Raw genomic sequence first — 12,737 nt, 5'->3', positions numbered from 1 at the left:
TGTTTGCTCGTTTTTTGAACAAATTAACTCCAGTTGAGCTGGCTCGTACCGAGTTTTTTCGTATCTTGTAACATCTTCCCAAGACGACTAAGAACGTGTTCTGGCGTGTCGGATTCTCTGAATGAAGTCGATACTGCAGTCAGTGTAATCATGATACTTTTCTCACGGAACTTAAATGGCAATTGGCCGATCTCTCGCTGGATACCTTTCATCAACTCCAGCGTGTACTCTTCCGCTTGTTCTGGGATCAGTAAGATGAATTCCTCACCACCGAATCGAGCCACAGTTTCTAAATCTGACGCCCGTTTGCTGATGGTACGGGCAATGATATTCAACGCTTTGTCACCCGCCGTATAGCCATAACTGTCGTTCACTGACTTGAAGTTATCAACATCAAACATCACCAGACGCAGATTTCGCTGTGAGCGGATCCAACGACGATATTCCAGTTCCAGACGGTCATTAAACGCCGTGCGGTTGTAGACCTTTGTCAGTGGATCAAGCAACATACGCTGCGCTTGGTCTTCGAGGCGACGGCGATAGTCTTTAGTCGTCTCAAATACATCATCCAGTTGATTTTTACTGTAATTCATACGCTCTTGCAGTGCTTGCTCTCGTGACTCGAACATTTGCAAACGCTCGGTCAATGAGGCCATTTGCGCAAGCAGCGGTGACATTTCCTTCTTCAGCTCGGACAGGTCCTGAGCCTGACTCAAAGACCGTTGGCTCTGTTCAACCAACGTGTTCATTTCAGTATTCAGCTCTTGGCGGTGCTCAAAGTAAGTTTGATGTTGTTCTGCGTTTTGATGAACGGTTTTTATGTTACTTGCAATCGCTGTATTTAACTGATCCAGGAACTGACTTGATGCTTCTCGCTCGGATTTTGTCGCTTCAACCACGAATTTTAGTGTGGTTAATGTCAGCTCAATCAAAGACTCTACATTCACTCCTAAGAGCAGCTTGGTTCTGACATCAAGCAGTTTTTCTCCGAATTCACCAACAAAATCCAGCTCGGTAATCGTGTGCTGCAAGTCGCTAGTCAGGCAGTCGATCTGAGACTTATCTGGATGATTATCGAATTTGGTAAGATGTAAGCGGGAATTCGCGGTGATGATTTTTAGCGCTCGGTCGTAAATGCTGAGCAGTTTGGTCGCTTGCGCGATGGTTGTTTCCGAGTGAACTTCAGAAAAGCTCAGCAGATCTCGTAATTCTCGCTTGAGTTGGGGCGGTAATCCGGTCACACGCTGTAATGTTTCCCCGCTTCGTTTGGCTTGCGTGGACAAGTGTGCACTCTGTTTTTCCGACGTTTTAGCCTGCTGTTTGAGCATTCTCTCCAGCACCGCTAAACGCGGGATTAAAGCACTGATGTCAGATTGATGTTGCAGCTCTTGCTGAACTTCATGCAGGGAGCGGGATAATTGCGAATCGCATCCATAACAAGCTGCAGACAACGATGCCACAACGCGTTTGAGTACTTGTTGTTCGCGCTTAAATTTCAGCGAGCTATCACGGTGTGTCAGCTTGAGCTGATCAAGTTGACAACTTAGCTGATGAAGCTGCGCCTGAATATCGGATTCCAAGATTCCCATGAAACGACTGTGTTTAAATCCAAGTACGATTGACAATCACCTGATAATAACAAAAATCCTTATAGCGTCATCTGTTATTAATTCTAAGAGCCAGTTAATTATCCATTTTTTAATATTTTCTTGATGTCATCCTCATTCTTATATGAAGAGTGAATCTTGATTAATCCTTGATTGATAGCGTGTTGGCACGCCTTTCTGATATCACCCGTAGCAAAGCTGGCTGCGGGCGCATTGTCTATCGCTTTCAGGAATACCCAGTGGCTTTGCTTATCTTTCAGACTGATTTCGCGCGCGATATGAGTAGCAAGCAGCAACAGATCCAGTAACTCTGCATCATTTATTGCCGTGTATGCTCTTGGTAAGAACGGGTAATCACTGATCCCCATACGGACGGTACGACTCACATTATGCTGTCTCGCGAATTCATCTACCCAGGTTTGGAACTTATCAAACATTAATTCCGCCGATGAATCTCGATCTGCATTTGGTTCGATATAAAGCAAATTCGCGTCAGAGAAGTGATACAAACGCGCTGGCTTGTGGACTTTTTCTGCCAGGAATTCACCAAATGCGCGCTCTAACTCTAGCCCGGCTTTATAGCCGTTCTGAACATACATGCTGCGTAGAAAAGGCAGGTCTATCATCACAAAGCGCAAACGGTCATTAAGCGGTTCGTGGATTAACTCGCCCAACTGCCATTGTTCGAAGGTATCGCTCGATTTCTTCAGAGATCGGGATAGTTTTACATTAAGCATACGCAAGTTGTTTAATCGCGAGCGTGAGTGGGTAAATAAATCATTACGCAACTTTTCGATCTCGGTTGTTTGGCGTTGAATGATGACACCACGGCGCATGATGAACAGAAACATGACCAGTACGGTAATGAACAACGCAAAGGAGATTTTCTGGAATTTACGATGCTCCCGTTCCACTTGAGTTAGGCGATCGGTCAATCCCACATAATGGATTGTCTGCTCTGCGAACTCTTTTTGTTGGCGGAAAGCGTCTTCGCTGATTTGGTTTAGCTGTACCTGCTCCAGTTTCACAAGGCGGGTATATTGCTTATGCGCTTCCAAAGAGCGTTGATATTCACCCGCCTGCTCGTAACCTAGTCCGAGATAACGGTAAGACTGTTGCCTGATAAAATTGTTTTGTTCTGGTGATGACTCGATGAACGTGAGTGCTTTTGTCGCATTTTTAATCACGCTTGCACTGTCGTTCTGGTGGTAAGCAAGCCCGGATTGAAGAAGGGCGGCCTTCGCTTTTAATTCCGGTAGATCAGCATATTCCAACAGCTCGGTGGAGCTGTCTAAGTATTGCTCGGCAAGCGCGTAGTTAAAAAGCTGCAGATACGTTGCGGCAAGGCTCAAGCGAATCTGAATCATGCGATTAATGCTTTTACTCGTGCTCTCGTGGTCCAACACGTTGAAGTAGTGGACCAAAGCGAGATTAAATTTGCCTTGATAAAAGTAAACGTCGCCCATTTGTTCGAGCACGTCAGCTAAGATTGGTGAGTTTGGATACGCATCATAAAAATCTGCAGCCTGCGACAAGTACTCCATGGCTTTGTCGTATACGCGTCGCTCCTGAAACAGCCTGGCCAGTAAACGATTTACTTTCGCCAGTCTGGCTCCACTGTCACTTTCAATCGACTGCCAGTAACCGTACAAAAGCTCTGAAAGTGCCAGGTTGTACTTTTTATCGTTAAGGTAAAACTCTCCGACTGTGGTGTAGTAATCGATCAGCGTTAAGTCGGAGCGGTTTATTTCCAGCATTGCTTTCGCTTGTGTATAAAAGCGTTCAGCGCTTACCGTGTCACCACGATAAGATTCTAATAAGGCGCGCTGCATGATCAATCGATAGCGGATACTATCTGTTCGTTGCAATACGGCATCTGCTTGGTCCAGTTCTTTTTCAATCTGATTCAGGTTTTCTTCCGCTGCGGCGTAGTTTTTATTGCCCATCCATATCATTTGGTTGCGAATAAGCTTTACATCCAAATTCAGGTAAGGCAACTCGTACTTTTTGGCTAAAACTTGTGCTTCATTGAGATTTTTAATTGCCGCGCTTACATCGCCCATCGTGTAGTTTGCCTGGGCAATGATTTTAAAGGCTTCTATCGTACTGCTGGGTGTGCGGATACTGCGGTCAGTTTCTTCGCGAGACATTGCCGAAGGGCTATCGCTTTCACTGCGCTCAATCAGCTCTCGCTGCATCAGGTAGTTTGTCGCAGCCTGCCTCGCTTTCGATGGGTCGATTTCGGCCAGTTGTTGGGCTTCATTGAGCAAAGCGGAAGATAAAATGGTCGCGTGAAGTGGCTGTGCTAATAACAAGCAGAAAAAGCCTAATAATCTGAATAGACGCGATCTGTCCCAAAACATCCTTTCGTTCCCTCGAACTGGTTTAGATTTAGCTGATATCCCCAAGTTACCTTGAGATGCTTAGGTATAATATCATGCTTGGCCGATAAAAAGTTCAGCAATCCAATAGATTGCTGAACGTGTCTCTGCTACTAAATAATTACTGACGAGCCATACGATGGTTGTGCTCTGGCTTGTCTTGCTCTGTCGAACGATAAGGGTTGATGTCCAAACCGCCACGACGCGTGTAACGAGCAAACACGGTTAGCTTGGTTGGTTGGCAATATTTCATCAGGTCAGTGAAAATACGCTCCACACACTGTTCATGGAATTCGTTATGTTCTCGGAATGAAACCAGATAACGCAGCAGTTTTTCTCGATCAATCTTCGCACCCTGATAGCGGATTTCGACGCTACCCCAGTCAGGCTGGTTGGTGATCAAACAGTTTGATTTTAGCAAGTGGCTGTGCAGTGTCTCTTCAATTTGTTCTTCACCAGCAGCACCTTGAAGAAGCGTTGCATCAAAGTCGTAACTGTTGATTTCAATATCTTGATCGTCGATACACTCGCCTTGCATCGTGACGATAGGCTTATCGGTGTAATGCGTTACCGGGTTTACTTCAACGATGATTTGTTCACCAGCACAAGCTGAAAGATCCTGTACTAAACGCTCTGTCACTTCTTCCCAGTTCGTAAAACGGGTTTGGTTGTAACTGTTCAGGTATAGCTTAAATGACTTTGACTCAATCAGGTTGGCACTGGTTGCCGGAATATATACTTCTCCAACGGCAACTTGTGGCAAGCCTTTGCTATTGAGCCACGACAGTTCATATAACGTCCAAATGTCATGGCCAAGGAACGGCAGGGTTTCACCCAGTTCAAGGTCATCACGGTTCAGGCTACGAGGAACCGGCTGCAGCAGACTTGCGTCGTATTGGTTAGCGTACTCGGTCTTTTTGCCCAGAGTCAGGCCAGCAAGCTCTTTCGAGTCAGAATATTTGCTCATACTTTGTGGTCATTTTCGATTAGAATGACAAGAATTTTACTGAATCCGCTGATTAATTGCTATCCGGCAGACTTGCTTTCTAACAAACCTGCTACCTAACAATCTCGCTTTCGAACCAATCTGCTATCTGACAACTAAGGAATGAGGAGATATTCATGACCCAACCCGTTACTCAGGCGTTACAAGACTTCAGCCTGCGCTACCAACAAGCCTGGCAAACTAAACACAATGACTTGCCTCGCAGCGAAGAGCTTGCGGATCTTGTATCTCCATGTGTCGAAGAGAAACGTGATGGGGCTGTACTATGGAAATCTTTCCCACGTGAAGAAATGGCGGATTTTACTAATGTAGAAAATGCGATTGAGTTGAAGTTGCACGATGACATTAAAGCTTTCTATGGTTCGCAATACAGTGCAGACATGGACGCCACCTGGAAGGGAAATGAACTGACACTGCTGCAGGTATGGAGCGATGACGATTTTGAACGTCTGCAAGAAAACATTCTTGGTCATCTGGTGACTCAGCGTCGTCTTAAGCTCAAGCCAACGGTATTTATTGCCGCGACCGACGCAGAGCTGGATGTGATCTCGATTTGTAACTTAACTGGTAACGTGATTCTTGAACGTCTGGGGACGTCTCAGCGTGATGTGCTTGCAGATAATGTGAGTGAGTTTCTGACCAACCTAGAGGCAGCGGTGTAAGCATGTACGTTGTTGAGTTACAGTTTGAGTGCTTTGATAACACCACTATCAGTGCAGTAGATAAGGCCATCAATGGTCTGATGGATGCGCTGCGCTATAACGGTCAGGTACTGGGTCGTGAGTTTCCGATTGTGATGGGAGATGGTGAGTTTTTTGTTCGTGTGGTTTGCCCTGAGCAAGACAGTTTGCATCCGCGTTACCATTCTGATTTTGTCAAAGTGTGCATGAATCGGTTATCGGACGCATCCTTACTCGCCCCCAAAATGCGTATGCTTGGTCGTGATCTGAATTCTGAGCAAGCCGCGGAAGAAGCAACACCGAGCTGGCAAGTGCTTTACACCACTTACGTGCATACCTGCTCACCTCTGCGTAGCGGTGAAACGTTGTTGCCAATCCCTCTGTACCGCAATGAACCAACATTGAACGGTGACCACAAAGCGGTCATTAAGTGGCAAACAGAATGGCAAGCCTGCGATGAAATCCAAATGGCGGGCGGATGCCGTGCTGAGCACGCCGCACTGCACGAAATCTGTGACGTTGACAGCGTGTTGTTCCGTCGAGGCTGGGATTTGCGTGGACGTATTGAATACATCACTAAAATTCCGACTTACTACTATCAGTATCGTGTGGGCGGTCAGTCTCTTGAGAGTGAAAAAGCGCGTAAGTGCCCGAAGTGTGAAGGGGAGTGGCTATTAGAAGAACCATTGCATGACATCTTCTACTTTAAGTGCGATGACTGCCGAATTGTCTCGAATATATCCTGGGATCATCTTAAGTAAGGCTTTTGTTTAAGTTACTGTCTTTTTAACTTACTGAATAATAGTAAAAGGGCTGATGTTTTCACATCAGCCCTTTTGTTTGTGCGTATATCAGCAGAGTTATCTACTACGGCCTGTATTGATTACCAACCTTTTACAACGCCGCCTTTGAAAAGCTCTTTTGCTGCTTCGTAAACTTCTTCAGTTTGGTAAGCTTTCACGAAGTTTTGTACGTTTTCAGCGTTAACGTTGTCTTCACGCGCTACGATTAGGTTTACGTATGGAGATTCTTTGTCTTCAACAAATACACCGTCACGCTCTGGAGAGAGATCGATAGAACTTGCGTATGTTGTGTTGATGATAGACAGCGTTACGTCATCCAGTGAACGAGGAAGTTGTGGTGCTTCAAGCTCAATGATTTCGATGTTTTTAGGGTTGCCTACGACGTCACGTACTGTTCCAAGCAGACCAACGCCTTCACGTAGCTCAATCAAACCTTGTTGTTGCAGAAGAAGCAGTGAACGACCTAGGTTCGTTGGATCGTTTGGTACTGCGATACGTGCGCCATCTGGGATTTCGTCAACAGATTTAATTTGCTTTGAGTAACCAGCAATTGGGTAAACGAAGGTGTTACCAGCGATCGCCAGTTTGTAGCCACGGTCTTGGATTTGCTGATCCAGATATGGTTTGTGCTGGAATGCGTTTGCATCAACAGAACCGTCGTCTAGTGCTGCGTTTGGTGTTACGTAATCAGTAAAAGTAACCAGCTCAACATCTAGGTTGTATTTCTCTTTTGCAATTTTCGCTGCAACTTCAGCAACTTGTGCTTCAGCGCCAGCAATAACGCCGACTTTTACTTTGCTAACATCAACTTCTTTTTCACCACAACCAGTAAGTGCAAGAGCAGAAGCTGCTGTTACGACAGTCAAAAGACCTTTAAGGCTAAATTTCATCTGTATCTCCTTATAATTTATTGCTTATCGGTGATCTACACGGCGTACCACTGCGTCGCCAATAGATTGAATAATTTGTACCAGAACAATCAGCATTACCACGGTTACAGCCATGATGGTCACATCGTAGCGGTGAAAACCGTATCGAATAGCAACGTCACCAAGGCCACCACCACCAACGGTACCTGCCATCGCTGAGTAGCTAACTAGCGTCACTAGTGTAATCGTTACTGAGTTAACAATAGTCGGCATTGCCTCAGGCAGCAGAACTTTTGTAATGATTTGTACAGGTGTAGCGCCCATAGATTGTGCCGCTTCCACCAGACCTGTTGGTACTTCAAGCAAGGCACCTTCGATTAGGCGAGCAACAAAAGGGATTGCGCCAATGGTGAGTGGTACGATTGCTGCGGTTGTGCCGATAAAGGTACCAACCAAAATTTTTGTTACTGGGATAATTGCAACCATCAGTACTAGGAAAGGTACGGAACGGCCAACGTTAACAACGGCACCCAGAATGCTGTTGAGCTTAGTATTCTCTAACAGGCCACCTTTTTTGGTCGTGTGTAAAACGACACCCAATGGGATACCGATGGCGAAGCCTACAATGCCCGCAACCGCTACCATGTATAAGGTTTCCCAAGTCGCCCCTAGTAGAAGAGAGCTATTCAGGCTCAGCCATTCAGATACAGTATTAAAGGACATAGCCAAGTACCTCTACTTTCACGTTATGCTCACGCAGATATTCGATGGCTGCGTTATCATCTTCTTCATTACCAAACAGTTCTGCGACCATCATGCCGAACTTCACGCCGCCAGCGTAGTCAAGGTCTGAACTTAGGATGCTCACATCAATATTGTATTTACGTGAAATCTGAGACATCAGAGGAGCATCAACCGTCGCGCCAGTGAATTCCATACGGACCAGAGGGTAGCTGCCTTCAACACGATTTGATTGAAGTCGGGCTTGATAATCTTCTGGAATCGAAAGATCCAATGTCGAGCGAATAAATTCGTGCGCCAATTCTGTTTTAGGGTGAGCGAAAATTTCACCAACGGTGCCTTTCTCAACCAGTTCACCACCGCCGATGATCGCCACTTCGTGACAGATGCTTTTTACCACTTCCATTTCATGCGTGATCAACAAAATAGTAATGTCGAGCTTACGGTTGATCTTTTTTAATAGCTCAAGAATCGATTGAGTGGTTGCTGGATCGAGTGCGCTGGTGGCCTCATCACACAGCAGAACGCTTGGATCGGATGCCAGTGCACGGGCAATTGCCACACGCTGTTTTTGACCGCCACTTAAATTCGCAGGGTAGCTTTCGTGTTTGTCTTCCAAGCCGACTAATTTAAGCAGTTCGGTTACTTTTGCATTGATATGCGAGCTATCTTTACCTGCAAGTTCAAGAGGCAGTGCCACGTTATCAAACACGGTACGAGACGACAGCAGGTTAAAGTGCTGGAAGATCATGCCGATGTTACGACGTGTTTCTACCAGTTGTGATTTACTTAATTTAGTCAGGTCAACGCCATCTACGATGATTGAGCCAGAAGTCGGTGCTTCTAGCATGTTCACACAGCGGATCAGAGTACTTTTACCAGCACCTGAAGAGCCGATCACCCCAAAAATGGTGCCCTTGGCGATATGTAGGTTAATGTCTTTCAGGGCAAGTATTTCTTTATTGCCTTGGTAGAACATTTTATTGACGTTTTGTATTTCTATCATGTTTCAACCTGCATAGAGATATGGGTAACTTCGTTGTCAAAAACGGCTTTTGACAGAACTTAATGTTGAGCTCTATCTCAATTTACAGTTGATGCTATGGGGTAAGTTGATTTAAGTCAATAGATATTTTTACGTCTAGACGTCTAAATGTGCAAGCGCTCTGATATAGAAACCTGATTATATTAGACCTGTATTTTTACGCATGATATTTCAGCCCCCAATATTCAACGATTCTTGAGATGTCGCGTCTTATTTTGTCGCGATGTCAATCCAAATAGATAGTGTTGAAGCTTATAAGGTATGTAATAATCTGCTTAAACCGAGTTAATAGAGAAATACGTTTTGGCAAAACCAGCTGTTTTTATCGATCGTGATGGCGTGATTAACGTTGATCATGGTTACGTTCATGACGAACATGATTTTGAGTACATTGACGGTGTGTTTGAGGCGACGAAAGCGCTGAAGGACCAGGGGTACTTATTGGTGCTCGTTACTAACCAGTCAGGTATTGCACGCGGTAAATTCAGTGAAGACCGTTTCTTGTCCCTGACTCAGTGGATGGACTGGAATTTTGTCGACCACGGCGTTGAGTTCGATGGCTTCTATTACTGTCCGCATCATCCAGAGCATGGTGTCGGTGAATACAAACAAGATTGCGATTGCCGCAAACCAAAACCAGGCATGTTCATTTCTGCACGCGATTTCCTGAAGATCGATATGGAAAAGTCGGTAATGGTCGGTGATAAAGCCGAAGATATGATGGCAGCAGAAGCCGCTGGCGTAGGAACCAAGATTCTAGTGCGTACTGGCAAACCAATTACAGAGCAAGGTGAAGCACTGGCGACTGTGGTGCTGGATAGTATTGCCGACGTCCCAGCTTATTTAAATAAATAGCATTGTCTGTCTATTATAAAGGGAAGCACTGGCTTCCCTTTTCTCTATTTGTTGTTAAAGTTCAATTACCTAAATTTCTACCTACTTGAGTTTGATCACCTATGAGCAAAAAACTCACCATTCTTGATATCGCAAAATTGGCTGGCGTTGGCAAGTCGACGGTTAGCCGTGTGCTCACTAACGATCCGAAAGTAAAGCCAGAAACGCGTAAGAAGGTTGAAAATATCATTCGTGATTCAGGCTATGTACCTTCCAAGTCTGCTCAGTCGATGCGAGGTGGCAGTCAAAAGGTGGTGGGCGTGATTATTTCTCGTTTGGATTCTCCATCAGAAAATCAGGCCGTGGGCACTATGCTCAAAGAGTTATATTCTGCTGGGTATGACGTAGTGATCATGGAAAGTCAGTTCGATCGTGAAAAAACCATTGAGCATTTAGAAGTGCTCAGAAGGCGTAATGTCGATGGTGTAATTGTGTTTGGTTTTACCGGCTGTGATGAACAAGCACTCGCGGAGTGGGGCAATCGCATTGTGGTGATCGCCATGGATACGAGTGACGTTTCGTCTATCAATTACGATAACGAGGGTGTGATTGATATGGCCCTGTCCCATTTAGAGCAACAATCGCTTTCTCGAATTGCTTATATTGGCGTGGACTCTGACGACAGAACAACGGGATTCGCGCGTTTGAATGCTTACCTATTGTGGTGCCAGAGCAGAAATATCCCGCCTTGTTTTAAGACCGGAGCGCTTAGCCATGAGAGTGCTTACCAGTTGGCAGAGCAAGTATTGCAAGAGGACACTCAAGCTATTGTTTGTGCCAGTGATACACTTGCTCTGGGCGTTATCAAGCGTTTACAAGAACTGGGCCGCGAAGATGTGGTGGTCACCGGTGTTGGTGGTAATGAACTTCTCTCCTTTCTTTTCCCAAAAGTATTCAGCGTTGATCCCGGCTATGCTCATGCCGGTAAAAAAGCCTCTAACATGCTGATTAATCAGTTGAACGGCAATGCTTCTTTACTTCACTTTACCCAGAAGCCCGTTAGTCAGTAGTGACTTGTTCATATGCTGTAGTCGCATAACGGATATTCTGCCCTAGACTTAGTTTGTGATCCTTTTCAATTAATGGGACTGTTCCCATTTTGTTTTTTATCTTCAGGTGGCAATATAAAACCACTTCATGGGAATGTTCCCATTAATAATAAATACAATGAAAAGTTAAACATATCCAATACAGGGTGGGCAAAGTTATGAGTAAGATTGCGCGTAAAGATGTACAGCGTCTTATTGAGTTGGTCGGGGGCTCTGACAACATTGCTAGTGTGAGCCACTGCTTAACTCGTTTACGTTTTGTGCTGAATAAGACGGAGCAGGCTGATATAAAGCAGTTAGAAGCACTGCCAATAGTTAAAGGCTGTTTTACCAATGCAGGGCAGTTCCAAGTCGTTATCGGCACTGAAGTTGATGAGGTTTATAAGGTACTGATCGAGATAACTGGTAAAAGCGAAGCCAGCAAAGATGAATCAAAAAATGCGGCGCGTCAGAACATGAATATCGTTGAACGTGGCATCTCTCACCTTGCAGAAATCTTCGTTCCTCTGTTACCAGCCATTATCACCGGCGGTCTGATTCTTGGTTTCCGTAACGTGATTGGCGACATCAAGATGTTTGATGGCCAAACGCTGACGGAAATCAGCCAGTTCTGGGCGACGGTGCATTCATTCTTATGGCTGATTGGCGAAGCGATCTTCTTCTTCCTCCCAGTAGGAGTCTGTTGGTCAACGGTGAAAAAGCTTGGTGGGACGCCGATTCTCGGTATCACATTGGGTGTGACGCTGGTCTCTCCACAGTTGATGAACGCCTATTTGATCGGTAAACAAGCACCGGAAGTGTGGGATTTCGGTTGGTTTGTGATTGAAAAAGTAGGGTATCAGGCGCAGGTGATTCCTGCCATGCTCGCGGGTGTGGTACTGGCGTATATTGAGAAATACCTAAAACGCATCACACCATCTTACCTGTATCTGGTTATCGTACCGTTTGTATCCATCATTGTTTCGGTGATTCTTGCGCACTCTATCATCGGTCCATTTGGACGCATGCTGGGTAATGGCGTGGCATTCGCCGCTAAAGCTGCCATGACTGGTGATTTTGCCATCATTGGCTCAACAATTTTCGGGTTCCTATACGCGCCGTTAGTTATCACGGGGATTCACCACACCACCAACGCCGTGGACCTCCAACTGATGCAAGAGCTTGGTGGTACACCAATCTGGCCTTTGATTGCACTTTCAAACATTGCTCAGGCATCGGCCGTTATAGGCATCATTATCATCAGCAAAAAGCAAGATGAGCGTGAAATCTCCGTTCCAGCCGCTATCTCCGCTTATCTCGGTGTTACTGAACCTGCGATGTACGGTATCAACCTTAAATACAAATTCCCAATGCTGAGCGCAATGATTGGTAGTGCATGTGCAGCCGCTGTGTGTGGCAGTGCTGGCGTAATGGCAAACGGCATTGGTGTTGGCGGTTTGCCAGGTATCTTGTCTATCCAGCCACAGTTCTGGGGTGTGTTCGCCCTCGCAATGTTAGTGGCGATAGTGGTGCCTGCTGGATTGACGCTGATTCTTTATAAACGTGCGAAAGCCAAAGGCGAGCTTGAGACAGCAAGCGCGTAATAAGCTTAAACAAGCGATGGCTACTCACCCAGTAGGCCATCGCAACCTTCTTTAAATTATAGGTAAGTGAGTGTTAGAA

11 protein-coding genes are annotated in these 12,737 nt (G+C 45.6%); 5 read left to right on the top strand and 6 right to left on the bottom strand.

Annotation, left to right across the window (positions count from 1 at the left end):
• Nucleotides 1-23: 23 nt before the first annotated feature.
• The 3 genes from ACWYU8_RS19270 to queF form a co-directional block, all read right to left on the bottom strand.
• Nucleotides 24-1,589: a diguanylate cyclase gene (locus ACWYU8_RS19270; protein WP_457521380.1), complete on the bottom strand. Its 1,566-nt coding sequence runs from the start codon at nucleotides 1,587-1,589 to the stop codon at nucleotides 24-26.
• A 98-nt stretch (nucleotides 1,590-1,687) separates the two neighbouring features.
• On the bottom strand, nucleotides 1,688-3,970 hold the full coding sequence (locus ACWYU8_RS19265) for a tetratricopeptide repeat protein (protein WP_457521379.1): 2,283 nt from the start codon (nucleotides 3,968-3,970) through the stop codon (nucleotides 1,688-1,690).
• 139 nt (nucleotides 3,971-4,109) lie between these two features.
• A complete protein-coding gene (gene queF / locus ACWYU8_RS19260; protein WP_457521378.1) occupies nucleotides 4,110-4,955 on the bottom strand; it encodes an NADPH-dependent 7-cyano-7-deazaguanine reductase QueF in 846 nt (281 codons plus the stop codon).
• Between the two features lie 155 nt (nucleotides 4,956-5,110).
• On the opposite strand from queF, the gene syd reads away from it, so the two are divergent.
• Together syd and ACWYU8_RS19250 are read left to right on the top strand one after the other, a co-directional pair.
• Nucleotides 5,111-5,656, top strand: coding sequence for a SecY-interacting protein (gene syd / locus ACWYU8_RS19255; RefSeq protein ID WP_457521377.1), 546 nt, complete (start codon nucleotides 5,111-5,113; stop codon nucleotides 5,654-5,656).
• Nucleotides 5,657-5,658: 2 nt separating this feature from the next.
• A complete protein-coding gene (locus ACWYU8_RS19250) occupies nucleotides 5,659-6,435 on the top strand; it encodes a Zn-ribbon-containing protein (RefSeq protein WP_457521376.1) in 777 nt (258 codons plus the stop codon).
• 122 nt (nucleotides 6,436-6,557) lie between these two features.
• Here the strand turns inward: ACWYU8_RS19250 and ACWYU8_RS19245 are convergent, their stop codons facing one another.
• Genes ACWYU8_RS19245 through metN form a run of 3 tightly spaced genes read right to left on the bottom strand, consistent with a single transcriptional unit; the run spans nucleotide 6,558 to nucleotide 9,093 of the window.
• The gene (locus tag ACWYU8_RS19245) at nucleotides 6,558-7,367 is read right to left on the bottom strand and encodes a MetQ/NlpA family lipoprotein (protein WP_457521375.1); all 810 of its coding nucleotides are present in this window, start codon (nucleotides 7,365-7,367) and stop codon (nucleotides 6,558-6,560) included.
• Nucleotides 7,368-7,391: 24 nt separating this feature from the next.
• The gene (locus tag ACWYU8_RS19240) at nucleotides 7,392-8,069 is read right to left on the bottom strand and encodes a methionine ABC transporter permease (RefSeq protein ID WP_457521374.1); all 678 of its coding nucleotides are present in this window, start codon (nucleotides 8,067-8,069) and stop codon (nucleotides 7,392-7,394) included.
• Complete coding sequence (metN, locus tag ACWYU8_RS19235; RefSeq protein ID WP_457521373.1) at nucleotides 8,059-9,093, bottom strand: methionine ABC transporter ATP-binding protein MetN; 1,035 nt, start codon at nucleotides 9,091-9,093, stop codon at nucleotides 8,059-8,061. Before metN ends, ACWYU8_RS19240 begins: the two co-directional genes overlap by 11 nt.
• A 342-nt stretch (nucleotides 9,094-9,435) precedes the next feature.
• Here metN and gmhB point away from each other — a divergent pair, with 342 nt between their 5' ends.
• From gmhB to treB, 3 genes are all read left to right on the top strand, one after another.
• Entirely contained in the window at nucleotides 9,436-9,987 is a 552-nt protein-coding gene (gene gmhB, locus ACWYU8_RS19230; RefSeq protein ID WP_457521372.1) for a D-glycero-beta-D-manno-heptose 1,7-bisphosphate 7-phosphatase, read from the top strand.
• Nucleotides 9,988-10,088: 101 nt separating this feature from the next.
• Nucleotides 10,089-11,036 (top strand): trehalose operon repressor TreR, encoded by a 948-nt coding sequence (treR, locus tag ACWYU8_RS19225; RefSeq protein WP_457521371.1) that lies wholly within the window; start codon nucleotides 10,089-10,091, stop codon nucleotides 11,034-11,036.
• Between the two features lie 197 nt (nucleotides 11,037-11,233).
• Complete coding sequence (gene treB / locus ACWYU8_RS19220) at nucleotides 11,234-12,658, top strand: PTS trehalose transporter subunit IIBC (protein ID WP_457521370.1); 1,425 nt, start codon at nucleotides 11,234-11,236, stop codon at nucleotides 12,656-12,658.
• The last annotated feature ends 79 nt before the right edge of the window (nucleotides 12,659-12,737 follow it).

It is taken from the genome of Vibrio limimangrovi (assembly GCF_054064025.1).
The sequence above is the reverse complement of the archived record's forward strand: the minus strand, read 5'-3'. Positions and strand labels throughout refer to the sequence as shown.

Excerpts from the sequence above, each read along its gene's own strand:
- ACWYU8_RS19270 (WP_457521380.1), bottom strand. The coding sequence starts at position 1,589 with ATGGGAATCTTGGAATCCGATATTCAGGCGCAGCTTCATCAGCTAAGT.
- ACWYU8_RS19265 (WP_457521379.1), bottom strand. The coding sequence starts at position 3,970 with ATGTTTTGGGACAGATCGCGTCTATTCAGATTATTAGGCTTTTTCTGC.
- queF (WP_457521378.1), bottom strand. The coding sequence starts at position 4,955 with ATGAGCAAATATTCTGACTCGAAAGAGCTTGCTGGCCTGACTCTGGGC.
- syd (WP_457521377.1), top strand. The coding sequence starts at position 5,111 with ATGACCCAACCCGTTACTCAGGCGTTACAAGACTTCAGCCTGCGCTAC.
- ACWYU8_RS19250 (WP_457521376.1), top strand. The coding sequence starts at position 5,659 with ATGTACGTTGTTGAGTTACAGTTTGAGTGCTTTGATAACACCACTATC.
- ACWYU8_RS19245 (WP_457521375.1), bottom strand. The coding sequence starts at position 7,367 with ATGAAATTTAGCCTTAAAGGTCTTTTGACTGTCGTAACAGCAGCTTCT.
- ACWYU8_RS19240 (WP_457521374.1), bottom strand. The coding sequence starts at position 8,069 with ATGTCCTTTAATACTGTATCTGAATGGCTGAGCCTGAATAGCTCTCTT.
- metN (WP_457521373.1), bottom strand. The coding sequence starts at position 9,093 with ATGATAGAAATACAAAACGTCAATAAAATGTTCTACCAAGGCAATAAA.
- treR (WP_457521371.1), top strand. The coding sequence starts at position 10,089 with ATGAGCAAAAAACTCACCATTCTTGATATCGCAAAATTGGCTGGCGTT.
- treB (WP_457521370.1), top strand. The coding sequence starts at position 11,234 with ATGAGTAAGATTGCGCGTAAAGATGTACAGCGTCTTATTGAGTTGGTC.